The following is an 18,205-nucleotide window of genomic DNA, read 5'->3' as shown; positions in this document are numbered from 1 at the left end:
AAAACTCGCTTACTCGATACTTTTTGTTACTTTTGCGCATCTTAGGATCGATTATGAAGGATAGAAGTAAAATAGAGAAACCGGTTGCTGCAGAATTTAAACGTTTCAATGATGAGTTTGCCGCTTCGCTGCGAAGCGAGACGAATCGTCTGCAATCGGCTATTGATCAGATACTGAATGCGAGTGGAAAACATGTCCGCCCTTTGTTGGTGCTGCTGGCTGCGAAAACATGCGGGCAGGTGACGGATCATACGATTAATTCGGCTGTATTACTCGAATTGCTTCATACTGCCACGCTTATCCATGATGATGTTGTTGACGAGACTAAGCAGCGTCGCGGTGTTCCTTCCCTGAATGCTATATTTGATAACCGCATTTCCGTCCTGGTAGGGGATTATGTCCTTTCCACCGCTTTGATCCGTTCCATTCAGACGGGTAATCTGCAAATAATAGGAATTGTTTCGAACTTGGGGCGTGATCTGTCGGAAGGGGAGATCAAACAACTCGAGACTGCCGAAGAAAGCATTATCGATGAATCCTGCTATATGCAGGTGATACGGAAAAAGACGGCGATGTTACTTTCCGCTTGTGCCGAAATAGGGGCTATTTCTGCCAATGCTTCCGATGAAATGGTGAAAAAATGCCGTGAGTTCGGGGAATATCTGGGCTATTGCTTCCAGATTAAAGACGATATATTCGACTATTTTAAAGAAACTAATATCGGGAAACCGACCGGTAATGATATCCGGGAAGGAAAGGTAACGCTTCCTTTGCTGCATGCTTTGCAAACAGGCCCGAAGGAGGAGGTGGACAATTGCCTGCGTATTATTAATGAAAAGGATTTCTCTGCAAAGAATATCGACCTGCTGATCGATTTTGCTAAAGCAAACGGAGGAATCGAATATGCCGGACAGCGGATGCAGGCGTATCATGATAAAGCAGTCGAAGTTCTCCTGACTTTACCCGAGTCGGAGGCCCGTGACGGATTACTGCTACTTGCCGATTATATTGTAGAGCGTCAGAAATAGAATAAAAGAAAGGGGATGCAGACTATTCTGCATCCCCTTTCTTATTATTTCGCTACTTCATATACTTTATATGAGTGGGGCATCAAAGTAATGAGATACCTGTTTGCATGATCCTGCTGGTTTTCGGGTAGCTTTTCAACCAGAGTGCCTTTCAGCATATCTTTCACCGCTTCTATCTTTTTATTGGTTACAAGACGGATTGTAACAGGTTCGTCGCGGAACGATTCTACGATGAAAGTGCCGTTGTCATAAAGGAAAAGGCTTACTTTCGCAGGACCTTCTATATACATGTCCAAATCCTGGCTCAACACACGGCGGTAAGCATTCAACACGCCTTCGGGCAGGTCATACAGGTTTCCGTAATCATCCGGAATAGTCATCACATACAGATTTCCTTTTGAATAAGGGGCCCGCAACAGCATCGGATAACCGCTTACACCTTTCTGCAAGGGGCGTCCGGCGCTCAATATATCCCATGCGTCATTGGTCTGGTAGCGCACTTGCGTGATCAGGATGTCTTTGTCGGCAGTGCCGGCACGTCCGAAGTCATTGACCAGGGCTTTAAGGTCTGAGGCACGCAGTTCGGCTATATCTGCTATTTTCTCGGGAATGGCTGCCAGTAATCCGCTGGTGATGACAACATCGCCGCCTTTTTGCAACTGTTTTTTCATCTTTGAGATAATATCGGCATCGTATTTAGCCTGTTCCGTCAGAAGGATCACTTTCTGGTCTGTCGGGAATTGGGAATACATATCCATCGGAAGGCCGATCATTCCGAGATAGTTCTGCAAAAAGTCATCTCCCAATGAATGGAAAGGTTTGTAGTTCTTGATGCCGATCGGTTTCCCTAATTTGTAGACAAAAGCGTCGATTTGTTCGAGCGATACGCCGGCTACGCGTGCGATTGTCGTCGGAAGAGTCGTGCTGCCGTTCGGCAAAAGGATAGGCTTCATCATTTCGTCGTAGTTGAAGCTGGTACCCATTCCCTGCCAAGGCGTACGGTGGATTTCCGGACGCAGCTTGGTGCCTAATAGTTCGTGATAGGCAAAAAGAGCGATTTCAGGCGCTTTGGCAAACATGCTGAGCCAGAGTTGTTCCGCATAGCGGTCCATCCCCATATTGGAACCACCCGAATCCACCCAGCCACCGAAGTTATGTCCCGGGCGCAGGTTGTCGAAATAACGGATGATATTGTAGCTTAGGTAGTTTTGCAGATGCTGGGCGGAGGAGGGATCGCGTGTCTCCGTGCCGCTCCAGATTCCGTCGAATATCTGTGGGCCGGTGGCGAGGTTGAATCCTAATCCCTGGAAATGGTCGTACCAGTTCGGATATTTGATGATGATCTTCACATTCGGATTCACCTTCTTTGCCGGATTGATGACCAGGTTCTGTCCGGCTTCCGTCATCAGTTCAGTACGATATTGGGTCCAGCTCTTGTCACCTTTTGCCTTGATGTCGATATCGGATTTGCTGCTGGTGAAGAAGAAGTCGTCGAGGATGAAATTGTCAAAGTGCTTGGCTGTGTGTTCGGCTATTTCCTGTACCTTCTTCCGGTGTTCGGGGTTGGAATAGGAGAAGGTCTCGAAGCTGTTCGATTCGTCTATCGTGTAGGTGATACCGCCTCCGACTTCTACGCCTCTGTCCTGGAAGAACTTCTTTGCCTGTTCCAGCGTTTTGTCCGGAACAATCAGCAGGTCACGGTGTGTTTCCAGATAAATCTTGTCTACTTTTACCTGGCTGGAGATAATGGTCCAGGTGGAATCCAACCAATGCAGGTCTTTCATTTTTTCTACTTCGTAAGCCCGCGTATAGACGGATACTTTAAAGCTCTTGTAATTGCCGGCATGCCCCACTAAGGAGATGCCCATGCTCATAATAAGCGCAAGAATTAAGAATCGTTTCATTGTGGTAATTATTTAATATGTGATAGAAATTGGAGGCGGAACCGTTAAGCTCCGCCTTCTTTGTTTTATTTATCCGATAGAAGCTGTTGTGCCGCCAATACCAGGAACATATAATGCGATGAGCCTCCGCCTAACACATATTCGACCTGCTGCCAAAGGTAAGGGAAGACCAGCAGTTCGGGGAAATCCGGACGAATCAGGGCTGTTCCCGAAACCACACCGCCCGGGATATACGACCAATCGGCGCGGTTGAGGCCATAACCGACTGTTGCCGACACTGCACCCACTCCGGATGCAAATGATGCCGTATTCGTGCCCGGATGGCATCCTAAGACGAAATTCAGCGCATTGTACACGTATTCCGGTCCGAAAATGTCCGGATAAGCCGTGTGCAGGAAGTAATGGCGGTAGCCGAACGACTGTATGTCCCAACCGGCTCCCCAGATATGCGGACGATAGGGGATGCCATAAGGTGTTTCAGCCCCTTGCTTATCCAACTCTGTCCGGAAACCGGCTAACGCGTTCCGGACAGCCTTGCTGAAGCCGGCATCGTTCATTTTCTTTTCAGCCCGGCCGATGAACCAACCTACACGGCCGATGTTTTGGGCAATAAAGTCTTTCTCTTTCAGCAGATAGTTCTTGTATTGCTGGTCGCCGGTAGTCAGATAGAGTTCGGTTGCGGCGTGTACCTTTGAGGCTTTTGTCTGTGCCGACTCTTTCGTCACGTCGAAGAGGGTACGGGCGCAATCTAATGCTTGTACGCTCAGGGTATCGTTGAATCCTTTCAAGACGCGTGAAGCGGCAGCCATTTGGGCGGCAGTCGTCAGTTCGCGGTTCGGATTGTCCTCGGTGAAGACCCAGCGGTCGTCTTCGTTTCCGGCTACATTGTCGGTCATGGCGGAAGCATCTCCGAGCAGTACATACTGGCGGAGACCGTTACAGATAATACCTCTGTATAGGCGTCCCAAGGCACGGTAACCGCCGATAACGGTCAGGGCGCCGTTTTCTACCTGTTGCAGCATATCCGGTTTCCCGTCGGTTGATGGATCTCCGTGATCCGGCTGTGCTGGTCGATGGCGGTAGCGTCGTAGTCCACATGGAAGGCTTCATAGGCGAGGGCCAGAATATAGGCTTCTCCGGCCTGCGATTCCACCCGAGGTCGAAGTCGCCTGCATCATGCCAGCCGCCGATGTTCAGGCCGGGGACTACATCGCCCGGATTGTACTTCGTCAGCGTGGAAGGCCCTTGTGCATAGCCGTCGATATGGTTGAAGTTGACAGGTGCCATGCGGGCGTCGTCCATGTGGCAGAAATCATGCCATACGCGGTATTTCTCGTTTACCCGCATGTGGCACATTTGTACCGGGAGGAAGTATTCCAGGACCGGTTGCCAGGCGCCGCGGTCATACACATCTTTTGCAATCCGGAAGATGGAAGAGACGGCATCTCCGTAATGTACCTGGTATAAGCCTTCCTCTTTGATAGACGAGAAGTCGAATTTCAGGTAGTTGTAACGGAGGAATTGTCCCCATTTCTGTCCGGCGGCGGCAAGCACTTCTTTTTCTCCGTCGGGGGTAATTTTGTAGAGCTTCGGTTGCTGAAGTCTTGTATCTCTTTTATCCAGCTCGATAACAGCGACTTTCGGCTGGTTGGGATGATAGCCTAATTGGGTAGTTTGGACAACCGGTGTATAAATCCAATCTTTTACAACGTTGGGCGTGATGACCCACCGGATCGCTTCTTTAGTCTTTCCGGCCGGTACTTCGCTTCGTACGACAAACCAACCGTTGTTGTGGTTCATCCGGCCGTCATATAGTTTAAGGTCGGAGCCTTTCGTTTCGATCGTGTACCGGCTGTAAGGATCATCCGGGCGGACGGTGAAACGTTTTCCGACGGCATAAGGTTCCGACACGATGTCGTCAGCCACAATCGGGCTGTAGCCTTTGCCGGCCAACATCTCCGCAGAGGCTTTCCCTTCCGGATTGAAGTTACCGGTATGCGAGTGGTTGGCCGGTTCGTAGCGCGTAGGTCCGTTCGCCTGCTGTGGGAAAATACCCGTCTGCGTGTCCATAATCCAAGGCTTTCCGAAGAGAGCGCCGGGGAAAAGTTCGAGGTTGAATCCGACCTTTCCGATAAATTCCTGTGGTATGGGACGATCCAGGTCGACTGTGACGACAACCGAACCGCCTTCTCCCTTAATCGTTACGGTGTAGTTGAATGCCAAATCAGGGTAAATCATCGGGTTAAATCCCGTCAAATGCCGTGAAGAATCAGGGAAACTCAAACGGGCCGTGATGGTGTTGGCTACGGGATCTAAATCCCGCTTTCTCTGTTTCGGGACCGGCTGCCATTGGCCGGGTGTAGGTTCGAGGCGAATATCTCCATTAGTGGCTACCCGGTGTCCATGCATGATCAGGGAAACACCACCCTGATGGCCTTCCGGATAAATGTCGTCGAAGCCCATTACATTCACACCCTGGTTTTGGAAATAACCTTCCGGTCCTAATTTAAACTCTTGTGCCGTTGCAGGGAGTATACTCATCATTCCTCCCAGGCATAAAATACTCATTAGTCTTTTCATGTGTAAATCATATTATTATTAGTGATAACCGGTCATCCGGTCGCTGTTCCTTCTGATCGGTCTTGTGATTTTTCAAAGGATTTCCTGGCTTTTTACTTACAGTTAACGCATGAGCATAAAGCTCCCGACTGAATTGAGAAATATTAAAAGGTCCAAAGAAACACTGTCACTTATCTATCTAAGTGGCTATAAAGATATGATTTATATTGCAATAAAATCTTTTCTTCCTGATTTTTATTGAGGTGATAATCAATGATTGTTCCTGTGATTGGCGTGTTAACCGAAAGTGTCTTTTTGTTTCATCACGATGAAACTTTTGTTCCCTTGTGGTGAAACTTTAGTTTCATGCCGAAGAAACTAAAGTTTCAGACTTGGGAAACAAGTGAAACTTTTTAAGGAATTTTTACTGTTATGCTTACTTCCCTAAACGTTGCTCAATGTCTTCCACCAGGCTGCTTGCACCGATACGGAACAGGTCTTTATTCAGCCAGTCGTTGCCTAAGACCTCTTTCACGAGCGTGTAGTAGCGGACAGCATCTTCTGCTGTACGGACACCGCCTGATACTTTAATGCCGACAGGTTTTCCTGTGATGGAATGGTACTTTTTCAGAACCTGGCACATCGTATAAACGGCTTCTGGGGTTGCGCCGGGATAACCTTTACCTGTGGATGTTTTGATGAAATCGGCGCCGGAATAGAGGGCGAGGATTGCGGCTTTCCGAATGCTTTCCGGAGTTACGAGGGCACCGGTTTCGAGGATTACTTTCAGCTTGGCGTCGCGGCAGCTTTCTTTGATTTCCTGGATTTCCTCGGCAATCTCTTCGTAGTTCTCTTCCATGAAATAGCCTAAATTCATCACTACGTCGATTTCATCAGCTCCCTGCATGACTGCCATTGCGGTCTCGGCAATCTTTATTTCCATAAATGTCTGGGAGGAGGGGAAGCCTCCGGCAACAGATGCAATCTTCACGTCCTGGGCAGCAAGTGCTTGCTTGACCGTTTCTACGAATAGGGGATAAGTACAGATGGCAGCTACGTTTGGAACGTCCGGGCGAGTACCTTCAAAGTCGTTTACCTTGTCCACCAGCTTCCAGATGCTTTCTTTTGTGTCGATGCTGGTGAGGGAAGTCAGGTCGATGAAACCGTGTATCTGCTTCAGTACGTCCGGCGTGAAGTTCTCTTTTCCGTGCTTTTCGAGCAGTGTTTTTACCCGTTCGGCAACCTCTTCGGGCGAGCCGGCCGGTTCAAACTTGGCAAAGGCCTGCTGATATTTGTCGGTGTGGAGATGTTCGGTGTCTTCATCGTGGTGATGATGTCCGCATCCACATTCATGATCGTGTTCGTGTGCCATATCTTATAGTTTTTTATTGTTTATATGTCGTTCTTTATCGCGGTCGGTCTTCTTCTGCAGATTCTTTTCGAAAGCGGCAGTCATATCGACGCCTGTCTGGTTGGCGAGGCAGAGCAATACCCATAAAACATCCGCCATTTCATCGCCTAAATCGCGGTGCTTATCGCTTTCCTTAAAGGACTGTTCGCCGTAGGTACGGGCCATGATGCGTGCCAGTTCTCCGACCTCTTCCGTCAGGATTGTCATATTCGTCAGTTCGTTGAAGTAGCGGACGCCATACGTTTTGATCCAGCTGTCCACTTGCTCCTGTGCCTGTTTAAGCGTAACTTCTGCCATATTATTCTTTATTTTGTGAGTCGATCCAAATCGTAACAGGGCCGTCGTTGAGAAGCTCCACTTTCATATCGGCGCCGAATGTGCCTGTCTGTACCTCTTTGCCGATTTGCAGGGCCATTTCCGCGCAGAAGGCTTCGTACATCGGAATCGCTATGTCTGGCTTGGAGGCATGGATGTAGGAGGGACGGTTCCCTTTCTTGGTGGAGGCATGCAGCGTGAACTGGCTGACCACCATTACTTCGCCTTCCGTTTCGATTACGGAACGGTTCATAACGCCGTTTTCATCGTCAAAAATGCGCAGGTTGGCAACCTTCTTGCACAACCATTCGATGTCTTCCCGGGTGTCGCGGTCTTCAACGCCGACCAGCACAAGCAGCCCTTTCCCTATTTTAGACTTCAATTGCCCGTCTATGGTGACCGAGGCGTGCTGTACCCGTTGTATCAATGTTCTCATATCTTTATTTTAAACCATTTATTAAAGCATTTGTTTTGGCTTCTCCGATTACTGCCTTCAGTTCGTCGAAGCTGGCTTCGCGTATTCGCTTTACACTCTTAAAGTGGCGTAAAAGTAATACTTTTGTCTTTTCTCCGATCCCTTTTATGGCGTCTAATTCCGATTTTGTCTGGTTCTTGCTTCGCTTGTCCTTGTGGAAAGTGATGGCGAAACGGTGTACTTCGTCCTGCATCTGGGTGAAGAACTTGAACATGAAACTTTGTATCGGCATACCGATCGTTTCGGGAGGGAAGCCGAAAAGCAGTTCCGACGTCCGGTGCTTGCCGTCTTTTGCAAGGCCGGCAATCGGAATGTTGAGGTGGAGTTCATCCTGAAGAACTTCGCGTACGACTTCCATTTGCCCCTTTCCACCGTCCGTAATGATCAGGTCGGGCAGGGGAGACTCTTCGTCTATGGCGCGCTGGTAGCGGCGGCGTACAACCTCTTTCATGGAGGCGTAATCGTCCGGGCCGACAACTGTCTTGATATTGTATTTCCGGTAATCTTTCTTCGATGGTTTCGCCATTTTGAAGACAACACACGCGGCCACCGCATCGCTCCCTTGTATGTTTGAATTGTCGAAACACTCGATATGGGCGGGTAGTTTAGGCAGATGCAGGGTGTCTTGAATTTCTTTAAGAAGGCGCGTGCTGCGTTGTTCCGGATTCAGCTTTTCTGCCTGTTTCAGTTTGTCTACCTTGTATTGCTTTACATTCATCTCGGAAAGCTCGACCAGTTTTTTCTTGTCTCCGCGTTGGGGCACTGTGATCGTCACGTTTTCCAGCTCTATATCTAACGGAAAAGGAATAATGATTTCGCGTGCCGTACTTTTAAAGCGGTTGCGCATTTCGATAATGCCCAGGCTGAGGAGGTCTTCTTTCGATTCATCCAAACGCTTCTTGTATTCGAAGGTGTAGGCCTGGACGATGGCTCCGTTCCCGATATGCATGTAGTTGATGTAAGCGGAGTTCTCGTTTTCGGCCAGCGAGAAGACATCTATATTGTGGAGCATCGGTGTGACGACCGTCGATTTGGCCCGGTAATTCTCGATGACTTCGTACTTTTCTTTAATCTTTTGCGCTTCCTCGAACCGTAATTCTCCGGCAAGGATTTGCATCTGTTCGTAGAGATGCTTGCTTATTTGTGAAATGTTTCCACGCAGGATTTCTTTTATTTCAGAGATGTTTTGCTGGTATTCTTCCAGTGTCTGCAATCCTTCGCAAGGCCCTTTACACCGTTTGATGTGATATTCCAGGCAAACTTTATAGCGTCCTTCGGCGATGGATTCGGGAGTAAGAGGATATTTGCAGGTTCGTAACGGATATAATTCTTTCAGCATTTGTAGCATGACCTTTGCTGTGTAAACGGAAGGATAGGGGCCGTAATAGCGCGAGCCGTCCCGAACGATATTCCTTGTTTGGAATACGCGCGGGAAATATTCGTTCTTGACAACAATGGACGGATATGTCTTGTCGTCTTTCAACAGCACGTTATATCGGGGACGATATTGTTTGATCAGATTGTTCTCTAAAAGGAGAGCGTCTTCTTCGGAATCGACAACGATGTATTTTATGTCCCGTATCTGCTTGACAAGAACGCGCGTCTTGTTGCTGTCGTGCTCCTTGTTGAAATAGGAGGAGACACGGCGCTTCAGGTTCTTTGCCTTTCCTACATAAATGATCGTCCCTTTATCGTCGAAATACTGGTAGCACCCCGGCGATTCAGGGATGATGGAAAGTATTGTTTTTATATGTTCCTCGGTTGCGCTCATTCTCTTTTATGTATGTTTCTGTCCTATTCTTAGTGTTTTACGCTATTCTTGTTAAAGTAAATGTTTCACGTGGAACATTCTGCCTTTAGCGACCAAGCATCACCAATAGGATGTTTATGTCGCTTGGCGAGATGCCCGGAATACGGCTTGCCTGAGCAATGGTGTCCGGGTCTATCCGCGTCAGCTTCTGGCGGGCTTCCGTCGATAAAGACTGGATAGAATTATAATCGAATTTACCTTTGATGTGGATATTCTCCAAGCGGCTGATCTTGTCAGCGATGATCTGCTCGCGACGGATATAGCCGCTATACTTGATCAGTATTTCTGCCGCTTCGATAATCTCTTCTTTGCGTGAAACCGGAACTTTGTCCAAAACCTCGCGGAAGGCAGGAACAAGTTCTGCCATATTTTCCAACGTGACTTGCGGACGCGGAATTAATTCGATCAGCTTGCAGCCGTGTGAAAGGGGAGTCGTGCCCAATGCCTCCAAACCGCTGTTTATGTATTGCGGCTTGATGGAATAGTTTTCGGCAAAAGAGATGATCGCATCCCGCTTGCTCTTTTCTCCGTGAGCAGGTCGTAACGATCTTGTTTTGCCAGACCGATCTTGTGTGCTTTTTCCGTCAAGCGCATATCCGCATCATCTTGGCGAAGCAAGATGCGGTATTCGGCGCGGGAGGTAAACATACGGTAAGGCTCGTCTACGCCTTTTGTGACGAGGTCGTCTATCAATACGCCGATGTAGGCTTCGTCGCGGCCTAATATGAACGGTTCGCCGCCATGGCAATTGATGTGTGCGTTGATGCCGGCGATCAGGCCTTGTCCGCCTGCTTCCTCATATCCCGTCGTCCCGTTGATCTGTCCGGCGAAGAACAGGTTATGGATTTGTTTTGTTTCCAGATTATGCTGTAGCTGTGTCGGGTCGAAGAAGTCATATTCGATGGCATATCCCGGACGGTAAATCTGTATGTCGCGAAATGCCGGTATTTGTTGCAGGGCACGCAACTGGATATCGAGGGGCAGGGAAGAGGAGAAGCCGTTCAGGTAATATTCCTGCGTCGTTTCGCCTTCCGGCTCCAGGAAAAGCTGATGCTGGGGTTTGTCTGCAAACGTAACGATCTTTGTCTCGATGCTGGGGCAATAGCGCGGGCCGATGCTTTGAATCTGTCCGTTGTACAGCGGAGAGTCGGGGAGACCCTGGCGCAAAACTTCGTGACAGGCCTCATTTGTGAATGTCGTCCAACAACTGAGCTGTTTCAAAACACGGTGTGAAGTGTCCATATAGGAGAACTTGTGGAAGTCGTTTTCCCCCGGCTGTTCCGCCATTTCATCGAAGTGGACGCTTCGTGCATCGATGCGCACAGGTGTCCCGGTCTTCATCCGTTCAGATTTGATGCCTAACGAAACCAATTGCTCGGTCAGCCCGGTTGCAGCCGGTTCGGCTATACGGCCGCCGCGCAACTGCGTACGTCCGATATGAAGCAGGCCGTTCAGGAAAGTCCCGTTTGTAAGCACTACGCTTTTGGCACGGAACTCGACGTCCATATAGGTTTTTACGCCGCATACCGTGTCTCCATCGAGTAAAAGCTCGCGCACGGTATCCTGCCAGATATAAAGGTTCGGAAGGTTCTCGAGTATTCCCCGCCAGCATTCGATAAAGCGGGCGCGGTCGCTTTGCGAACGCGGACTCCACATAGCCGGCCCTTTGCTCTTATTCAGCATACGGAACTGGATGGCTGTATGATCCGTCACAATTCCCATATAACCGCCTAAAGCGTCGATTTCACGGACGATCTGCCCCTTGGCTATACCACCAACCGCCGGATTGCAGCTCATTTGCGCAATCTTGTTCATATCCATTGTTATGAGAAGTGTCTTCGAACCTAAGTTGGCTGCAGCCGCTGCGGCTTCACAGCCTGCGTGTCCGGCACCTACCACGATCACATCGTAATTGAAAGTCATTGTCCTAATTATCTTTGTTTTTGCAAAGATAGTGCAAATCGAATGCATTTTGTATGGGTTTTTGGTTATATTTGTAAATCTTGGAATATCTAAGTAATACCTAAAGAATGACATTATGGAAGCCCGGATCTCTTCTTCAACGATGGATAGTACCAATAAGATAAAAACATCAGTCACGCTTTTTATCTTATATGGCGTTTGCTTATTCCCGGCCTACTATGGAGATCTGTATGCATTGCTTGGCATGTTTGCTTTTAGCACCCTCCTCTCTTTTACTACTTGGGGCTTTATGCCGAAACGCTTTATCGTGGATGGGGAAAAGCTGACAATCGACACACCCTTTCGGAAATATTATATCCGTATCGAAGAGATCATTTCGGCACGAGAAGTAGATCAATCGGATTTAGGAGTTGGGATCCGTTCGTTCGGTTCCAGCTGGTTGTTTGGTTATCTTGGATATTTCTCTTTTACCATTATCGGACATGTGAAGATCTTTGCCCGTCGTTCCAATAACTGCATTCTGATTACGACAGCCGGTCGTGGAAACTTTATCATCGCCCCCGACGATCCGGAATTTATCAATTACCTGAATCGGGCAATACTATGGAGATAGGAACAGGAGGGTGGTTTATAACTGCTTTAGAACTTCCAGCACATAGTTGCGCCGTTGCCGGGAGATACTGACGGTCGAACCGTCTTTCATCCGGATATAGCCGCCGTCCGTTTTGATGAAACTTCTGATTTCATCCAGATTGATCAGATGTGACTGATGGACGCGGAGGAAATTGTAGGGCGTTAGTAATTCGTCAAACTCCTTGAGTGTTTTGGAAACAATCAGTTTTTCTCCGGACTTCAGGTAGAAGGTCGTATAATTGCTTTCCGATTCGCAGCGGATGATAGAACCGATCTCCACAAACTCTATTTTGTCGGCTACGGACAAAGCTATTTTCTTCTGCTTGTCCAGTGCCCGGACGTTCTGTAGCAGGTTTTGCATCCGCTTATTTTCCTGTTTCCTGAGAATAACCTGTACCGCTTTATCGACCGCATGTACCAGCTCTTCCGGGTCGATCGGTTTCAGCAGGTAATCGAGTGCACTGAAACGGATGGCCTGGATTGCATAGCTGTCGTAGGCTGTGGTGAAGATCACTTCAAACGAAATATCCGGGAGACTTTCCAACAGGCTAAAACCGGTATCATCCCCCAGCCGGATATCCAGAAAAAGGATATCCGGTTTTGTTTCGGGGAGGATGCTACGGGCTTCGGTCACGGAACTGCAGATCGCCGAAATCCTGATTTGCGGACAATAGGTTTCAACCATACGGAGCAGGTTTTCCCTATTCCCCTGTTCGTCTTCAACGATTGCTGCAGTTATTTTCGTTTCCATATTTCGTCTTGTTATAAAGGAATGGATAATCGGACATGGCAACCGGAAACAGATTCTTTCTCCTGTCTGTTTTCAATTGTAATACTGATTTCCGTATTATATAAAGTCTTTAATATCTCGAATTGGCTGCTGATGGCACGGATGCCGAAGCCTCCGTCTGTGTCTGTCGCTATTCCGGGACCGTCGTCTGTAATATCGATTACCAGCACTTGCTTCTGCAAAGATAATCGAATTATGATTTCTCCTTCTCCCCGTGGAGCGATTCCGTGCTTTACGGCGTTTTCAACGAACGGCTGTATCAGCATTCCCGGTATTTCGATCAGTTCCGGTTTGATGTTTTCATCAATAGCGAACGAGTAGGAGAAGGGGAAACGAAGCTGCTCGAGTTTCAAATATAACTGTAATTGTTCGAGCTCATCGGAAAGAGGCACTAACTTCTTTTCGGAAGTCGCCAATACTTTCCGCAGCAAACGCGAGAAGTCGATCAGGTATTTGTTCGCTTCCTGATTGGCCGAACGGTTAATCAGATTCTGGATCGAACTTAATGCATTAAAGATGAAATGCGGATTCATCTGGGAACGGATCGCGCGGAGTTCAAGCTCGGAGATATGCCGCCGGTTGCGTTCCTCTTTCCGCTTACTTCTGGTCCGGAAATAGTAAACGAGACCGATGATTACAATGACTAAGAGCGAACCTAAAACACCTTCTTTGAATCCTTTTTTGAAATCACTCATCGACTCGTCTACTCTGTTCAGGTCCTTTTGCAGTACTTGGAGGAGTGGCTTTTGAGGATCAAATAACCAATTGCCAAATTTGCGATAGAGGATGGTCCCGTCTTCACGCATCAGGATCGTCATGGTGCTGAACCCTTTACGTTTTAATTCCTCGATTTGCTGGTCGGGGATCGCTTTGTAAGGCTTTACCCGATTGGCATTATGATCGGAGAATTTGGCGTATAGTTCGAGCCGTACGGCGGATGATATCCCATCTGATTCAAGGCGTTTCTGAAAATCAAGCGCGTTTTGGAGTCCCGATGCGGGAAGGCCTCCCTGTGTCGATAAAAATAGCAGGATATATTTCCGGTCGCTTCCTTCTTCAGCTTCAGATTGTCGACTATCATAAGGCCACTCTCCCGGATGTTTCTTCCGGCTTCGAAAGGTAAGAACTTATTGTATGCGGAGGTCAATATATTTGTCAGGCTGGTATCTGGGCAGGAGCTGATAAAATCATTATAGTCTTCTTCTATTTCAGATAACATACTGTCGTACATGATACTCCCTAAAGTCGCCTCGTTTATCACATATTGGGGGAAACCGGAGAAAATCTGTTTGTTCAGAAGATAGTTCTCCTGTGGGGTTAATTCTTTCTCCTTATTCAGGCATAGGTTATCCGATTTGAGCTCCTGTTTCTTATAGAGTGAATATCCGTACAGGAAAGAATAGTAACATGTGGCAAACGGTTTTTTCGTACTGTATGCAAAGTCGATGAGTGGATTGACCGATGCGAAATGAGGCGCTTGCCAGTCGAGCAGGCCGCTTTTATGCCAGGCCTCTTTGTCGGTCGCTTTCATATAGCGCATAAGGACAAGCATTCCTTCAAAGTATTGCTCCGAACGTTCGAATACCTTTTTCCAATAGGGGTCCATATTCTTAAAGTCATCGTTCTCTAACGCAGCTTGAAAAAGGGCGTTGCGGGACTGGAAGTCTTTTTTCATCTGGTCGGGAGAGTCGAAGTCAAGGTTACGTATGTCAGATTCGTATATGTTGGCAAACCGTACGAAACTGTATTGAAAGTTGTTTTGCTCGCTTCCTCGTCCCATATAACGCATATTGTGTGTCTTTTCATATAATTCTTTGTCCTGAATAATGGAATCTCCGGGAGTAAGCAGCAGTGTCATTCGTTCTCCGACTTTATAATCAGTCGGGTAGGCAATAAATATTTTTTTATGGACAGTCGAATCTTTGGATGCCTCGAAACTGAAGTTGCTTACGGTAAATTCCGTATTCGGAGGAAGTTCAAATGATGCATCGACAATCCGTGCATCCGGAGTTAACCGGATCGTGCCGTCTTTTTCCCATTTGGCCGGGAAATTATCAAATAAGAAGGTCGAAAACCTGTCGAATTTTATGTCGTCTGCTCCTATATCTGTGGAGTTGGCAGGCATCCCTGTCCCTCTTACTCCGAAAGGAATATAGGCCATTGTGTACGTATATAGATAATCTTCTTTCTTGAAAGTTTTTGTTTTTCCGCTTTTCCGGTCGTATGTGAAACGCGCAATCAGCTTGCCTGCCTCATTCTCTTCGACAACAAGATCCTGCATATAGCGGCTGTCGAAATAGGAAAAACCGGGGTTCTCTTTATCATTCCGGCAGTCATATACATTTTCAAGCGTATAGTCCATGGTGAGCGTTTTAGCATTTATATCCGTTACGGTGCCCCGAATGGTAATTCTCCGGATGTTTTCTGCCCGCCAGGGAACTTCCTCTTTGAGGCCGGGGGCGATGTAAGGATAGTAGTTGACAGACTCAATTACCACCCAATCGCCTTTTTTCAGGGAGTCGGGTGTATAGGGCTTGAACGTCTCGGCCGAACCGATTTGTGCCAGAAAGACAAGAAGGAATAGGAGTACTGTTTTCATGACTGTAAAAATAAGATGAATAATTTAATTACAGTCCAAATGTATTCAGCAAAGGCCAGTATCCGTCCGGCAAATGAGCAGATAACGGGTTTGGGTGAGTAACAGGTGAAATAAAAGATAGTTGCATATTGTTGATTTTATTCCTAACGTTTTATAAGCTTTTATGTTTTATCAGCATAATAACCGGATTGGAATCTTCGTCCAGTTTAGATGCGATTTCTTTAAGTTTCCCTTTGAGTTCTCCTTTGTTGTAAGATTCAACAAGTTGGTAGGCTTCTAAAGAGTTCCATGATGTAATTTCGTGATTTATGGGTTTAATCATACTCATATAGATTTCCTTTTTTGTTGTAAAATCCCCATTGTATACAGTATATCCGGAAAAAGACTGTTCTTTTGTATCGTACATGAAATATTTACTTGGAAATCCTTCTTGTGTGTCCCAGTCATATATATTTTTGATTGATTCCATAAAATAGTAGCGATCCGAAACTAACCGGATAATCAAACCCTCTTCCGGATTCATGGATTGAATTGACGGTGTTCTTGCAATAAAAGGATGCAAGCTGTAGTCCGGCATACAGGTGTATACCGTATCAGACGAAAGTTCTGAAAGTATCCAATTGTCATTGAAAGGGAAGATGGAATAGTAACGACCAGGTCCGGCCCCGATCACTGCTTGACCGTTATTTTCCCCTGTCTTTTTTATTTGACTTAAGAACTTTTTTTCTTTAAATGGAATTTTTATCTCTTGGGAAATGTGCCCATCCTGTTTGGATATAAGTACAAACGGAAGCTCTTTATTATATTCGTCGTAGCAAATTAAATGTTGTCTGTCATAATTGAATATGTCGCTATAAAATTGGGAATCCGTACCGTTTTTATGTTTAAAACTTCTTTTAAAGTTTCCGTACAAATCATATACAACGATCTTTTTTCCTAAGATATCATTTACGAACATCTCTTTGTTCTCTTCATCCAAATTAATGCTGTAAAGACTTATATATTCTTCACCACTTTGTCCTTTACGATTTATCTTCCGTATGGCCTTCCCGGTTCTGTCATATACAAAAATATTCCCGTCATTAATCCGGTTCCTGTTTTTTACTAATACAAATTCCTTGCCTATATCCAATACGATACCTTGATTAATAAACTCATCGTTCGTTTCCAACGCAATATATTCAACATCCATAAAGTCCTGAAGTATCAATTCCTTTTTTGGGGAATAATTCTTAACAATATTAACCGTAATGAAATCATTACTGCCTGTCTGTTTTTGCCCTTTACTTTCCGGCACTGTTACCAGAAAAAGAATGATTACTAAAGTTATATTTATTCTTTTCATATTCTATACCTGTATTTGATAATCAATAATATAACCTGGAGGTTACTTTTTGTGTTTGACCAACATAATCACCCGATTATCATCCTCCTCCAATGTCGCGGCAACTTCTTTCAGTTTGCCTTTCAACTTCCCTTTTTCATAATCTCTGCAAAGTTCGAAAGCGTTTAGAGTAGCCCATAATTCGCCTTTGGAATTGATAGGGGTCAGCATAGACATATAAAATTCTTTTTTATAAGAATAATCGCCATTGTATATGATATACCTAAAGAAATCCTTTTCCTGTGTATCATACACAAGGTACGTTCTCGGAAACCCCTCTTCTTTGCTGAAATCATATACATTCTTTATGCTTTCCATGAAATAATAACGATCGGAAACCAACTTTAAAGTCAGGAAAGATTCCGGATTCATGGTGTGGACAGGTGGTGTTCGCACAATAAACGGACGTAAGCTGTAATCGGGCATTAATGTGTAGATTGTATCAGACGAGGGTTCTAATAGAATCCAGTTACCCTTAAAAGGAGTAACTCTACTGTATTCACCTGGTCCGGCAGCCCTTGTTCCTCCTTCATGTCTTAAAAGTTGAATAAACAACTTTTTCTCTTTAAATGGAGTTTTAATCTCTTTGGTTATACTCCCGTTTTGCTTCGAGACGAGCAGAAATGGAATATCGTCATTACATTCATCGTAACAAATCAGATTCTCTTTATCATAATTGAATATTTGCCCGTAAAACTGGGTATTACCTTCCTGCTTCTGTTTAAAACTTCGCTTAAAATTTCCCTCTAAGTCATAAACCTTTATTTTTCTTGCCCAATGATCGTTTAGAAACATTTCATTGTTTTCCTCATCCAATGTAATGCTTGTAAAAGATATGTATTCTTCTCCTCCTTGCCCTTGACGGTTTATCTTACGGATGGCTCTTCCCGTCCGGTCATACACAAAAATATCTCCGTCTTTCCGATAGTTTGCCACTATTATGAATTTTTCGCCTACAGCCTGTACAAAGCCTTGATTAACAAAATCATCGTTTGTTTCCAGCGGAATATACTCCACATCCATGAAATCTTGAAGAACCAATTCCTTTTTAGGAAAAGAATTTTTTGTGATGTCAACCGTGATCAAGTCGTCTGTCGTTTGATTCTGTCTTTTGCAACCTGTCGTTATTAACAGAATAAATAGAAAGAAAATAGTTGTGCCTTTCATGCCGGATAATTTATTGTGTTACTAATCCCTTATTTGCCTGTTTCCAAGATTAGATTCAAATCTATGTGATAATATCGGGAGGGTATCCGGCAAATGAGCAAATGGCGGTTTTGGATGAGTAACAGGCGTTTTATTCATTCCTGAAAAGTACCGGAAGCGTATATTTCATATTCACCTTCTTTCCGTTTTGTGAAATGCCTGTCAGAA

14 protein-coding genes and 1 pseudogene are annotated in these 18,205 nt (G+C 46.0%); 2 read left to right on the top strand and 13 right to left on the bottom strand.

Translation table 11 applies throughout. The features are described 5' to 3' along the window. The first annotated feature begins 53 nt into the window (after positions 1-53). On the top strand, positions 54-1,028 hold the full coding sequence (locus DW083_RS09285) for a polyprenyl synthetase family protein (protein WP_122332212.1): 975 nt from the start codon (positions 54-56) through the stop codon (positions 1,026-1,028). Positions 1,029-1,072: 44 nt separating this feature from the next. On the opposite strand, the gene DW083_RS09280 is transcribed toward DW083_RS09285, so the two are convergent. The 8 genes and pseudogenes from DW083_RS09280 to mnmG all read right to left on the bottom strand — a co-directional run bounded on the left by DW083_RS09280 (position 1,073) and on the right by mnmG (position 11,425). Next, a complete protein-coding gene (locus DW083_RS09280) occupies positions 1,073-2,932 on the bottom strand; it encodes a hypothetical protein (protein WP_233552054.1) in 1,860 nt (619 codons plus the stop codon). Between the two features lie 65 nt (positions 2,933-2,997). Beyond that, on the bottom strand, positions 2,998-3,954 hold the full coding sequence (locus tag DW083_RS22680) for a glycoside hydrolase family 9 protein (protein WP_233552052.1): 957 nt from the start codon (positions 3,952-3,954) through the stop codon (positions 2,998-3,000). After that, complete coding sequence (locus tag DW083_RS09275; protein ID WP_233552050.1) at positions 3,869-5,512, bottom strand: cellulase N-terminal Ig-like domain-containing protein; 1,644 nt, start codon at positions 5,510-5,512, stop codon at positions 3,869-3,871. The genes DW083_RS22680 and DW083_RS09275 overlap by 86 nt, the downstream gene beginning before the upstream one ends. A gap of 415 nt (positions 5,513-5,927) precedes the next feature. Beyond that, positions 5,928-6,863: a deoxyribose-phosphate aldolase gene (gene deoC, locus DW083_RS09270; protein WP_122332180.1), complete on the bottom strand. Its 936-nt coding sequence runs from the start codon at positions 6,861-6,863 to the stop codon at positions 5,928-5,930. A 3-nt stretch (positions 6,864-6,866) separates the two neighbouring features. Then, entirely contained in the window at positions 6,867-7,199 is a 333-nt protein-coding gene (locus DW083_RS09265; RefSeq protein WP_122332179.1) for a nucleotide pyrophosphohydrolase, read from the bottom strand. A 1-nt stretch (position 7,200) separates the two neighbouring features. Next, positions 7,201-7,653 (bottom strand): D-aminoacyl-tRNA deacylase, encoded by a 453-nt coding sequence (gene dtd, locus DW083_RS09260; protein WP_122332178.1) that lies wholly within the window; start codon positions 7,651-7,653, stop codon positions 7,201-7,203. Between the two features lie 4 nt (positions 7,654-7,657). Next, positions 7,658-9,463: an excinuclease ABC subunit UvrC gene (uvrC, locus tag DW083_RS09255; RefSeq protein ID WP_122332177.1), complete on the bottom strand. Its 1,806-nt coding sequence runs from the start codon at positions 9,461-9,463 to the stop codon at positions 7,658-7,660. Positions 9,464-9,548: 85 nt separating this feature from the next. After that, a pseudogene (gene mnmG, locus DW083_RS09250) lies at positions 9,549-11,425 on the bottom strand (tRNA uridine-5-carboxymethylaminomethyl(34) synthesis enzyme MnmG). A gap of 115 nt (positions 11,426-11,540) precedes the next feature. Between mnmG and DW083_RS09245 the strand changes: the two are divergent. Next, complete coding sequence (locus DW083_RS09245; protein WP_122332176.1) at positions 11,541-12,038, top strand: PH domain-containing protein; 498 nt, start codon at positions 11,541-11,543, stop codon at positions 12,036-12,038. A 15-nt stretch (positions 12,039-12,053) separates the two neighbouring features. On the opposite strand, the gene DW083_RS09240 is transcribed toward DW083_RS09245, so the two are convergent. The 5 genes from DW083_RS09240 to DW083_RS09225 all read right to left on the bottom strand — a co-directional run bounded on the left by DW083_RS09240 (position 12,054) and on the right by DW083_RS09225 (position 17,998). Further along, entirely contained in the window at positions 12,054-12,809 is a 756-nt protein-coding gene (locus tag DW083_RS09240; protein ID WP_122332175.1) for a LytTR family DNA-binding domain-containing protein, read from the bottom strand. An 11-nt stretch (positions 12,810-12,820) separates the two neighbouring features. Beyond that, positions 12,821-13,666, bottom strand: a complete 846-nt coding sequence (locus DW083_RS22675; protein ID WP_233552046.1) for a sensor histidine kinase — start codon at positions 13,664-13,666, stop codon at positions 12,821-12,823. A 62-nt stretch (positions 13,667-13,728) separates the two neighbouring features. Then, on the bottom strand, positions 13,729-15,447 hold the full coding sequence (locus DW083_RS09235; RefSeq protein WP_233552044.1) for a hypothetical protein: 1,719 nt from the start codon (positions 15,445-15,447) through the stop codon (positions 13,729-13,731). Between the two features lie 151 nt (positions 15,448-15,598). Further along, entirely contained in the window at positions 15,599-16,792 is a 1,194-nt protein-coding gene (locus DW083_RS09230; RefSeq protein WP_122332174.1) for a 6-bladed beta-propeller, read from the bottom strand. Between the two features lie 42 nt (positions 16,793-16,834). Beyond that, positions 16,835-17,998 carry a 6-bladed beta-propeller gene (locus DW083_RS09225; protein ID WP_122332173.1) on the bottom strand — a complete coding sequence of 388 codons (1,164 nt, stop codon included), beginning with the start codon at positions 17,996-17,998 and terminating at the stop codon, positions 16,835-16,837. Positions 17,999-18,205 lie beyond the last annotated feature (207 nt).

The sequence above is a fragment of the Parabacteroides sp. AF48-14 genome, assembly GCF_003477465.1.
Classification (GTDB): domain Bacteria; phylum Bacteroidota; class Bacteroidia; order Bacteroidales; family Tannerellaceae; genus Parabacteroides; species Parabacteroides acidifaciens.
The sequence above is the reverse complement of the archived record's forward strand: the minus strand, read 5'-3'. Positions and strand labels throughout refer to the sequence as shown.

Excerpts from the sequence above, each read along its gene's own strand:
- DW083_RS09285 (WP_122332212.1), top strand. The coding sequence starts at position 54 with ATGAAGGATAGAAGTAAAATAGAGAAACCGGTTGCTGCAGAATTTAAA.
- DW083_RS09280 (WP_233552054.1), bottom strand. The coding sequence starts at position 2,932 with ATGAAACGATTCTTAATTCTTGCGCTTATTATGAGCATGGGCATCTCC.
- DW083_RS22680 (WP_233552052.1), bottom strand. The coding sequence starts at position 3,954 with ATGCTGCAACAGGTAGAAAACGGCGCCCTGACCGTTATCGGCGGTTAC.
- DW083_RS09275 (WP_233552050.1), bottom strand. The coding sequence starts at position 5,512 with ATGAAAAGACTAATGAGTATTTTATGCCTGGGAGGAATGATGAGTATA.
- deoC (WP_122332180.1), bottom strand. The coding sequence starts at position 6,863 with ATGGCACACGAACACGATCATGAATGTGGATGCGGACATCATCACCAC.
- DW083_RS09265 (WP_122332179.1), bottom strand. The coding sequence starts at position 7,199 with ATGGCAGAAGTTACGCTTAAACAGGCACAGGAGCAAGTGGACAGCTGG.
- dtd (WP_122332178.1), bottom strand. The coding sequence starts at position 7,653 with ATGAGAACATTGATACAACGGGTACAGCACGCCTCGGTCACCATAGAC.
- uvrC (WP_122332177.1), bottom strand. The coding sequence starts at position 9,463 with ATGAGCGCAACCGAGGAACATATAAAAACAATACTTTCCATCATCCCT.
- DW083_RS09245 (WP_122332176.1), top strand. The coding sequence starts at position 11,541 with ATGGAAGCCCGGATCTCTTCTTCAACGATGGATAGTACCAATAAGATA.
- DW083_RS09240 (WP_122332175.1), bottom strand. The coding sequence starts at position 12,809 with ATGGAAACGAAAATAACTGCAGCAATCGTTGAAGACGAACAGGGGAAT.
- DW083_RS22675 (WP_233552046.1), bottom strand. The coding sequence starts at position 13,666 with ATGACGATCCTGATGCGTGAAGACGGGACCATCCTCTATCGCAAATTT.
- DW083_RS09235 (WP_233552044.1), bottom strand. The coding sequence starts at position 15,447 with ATGAAAACAGTACTCCTATTCCTTCTTGTCTTTCTGGCACAAATCGGT.
- DW083_RS09230 (WP_122332174.1), bottom strand. The coding sequence starts at position 16,792 with ATGAAAAGAATAAATATAACTTTAGTAATCATTCTTTTTCTGGTAACA.
- DW083_RS09225 (WP_122332173.1), bottom strand. The coding sequence starts at position 17,998 with ATGAAAGGCACAACTATTTTCTTTCTATTTATTCTGTTAATAACGACA.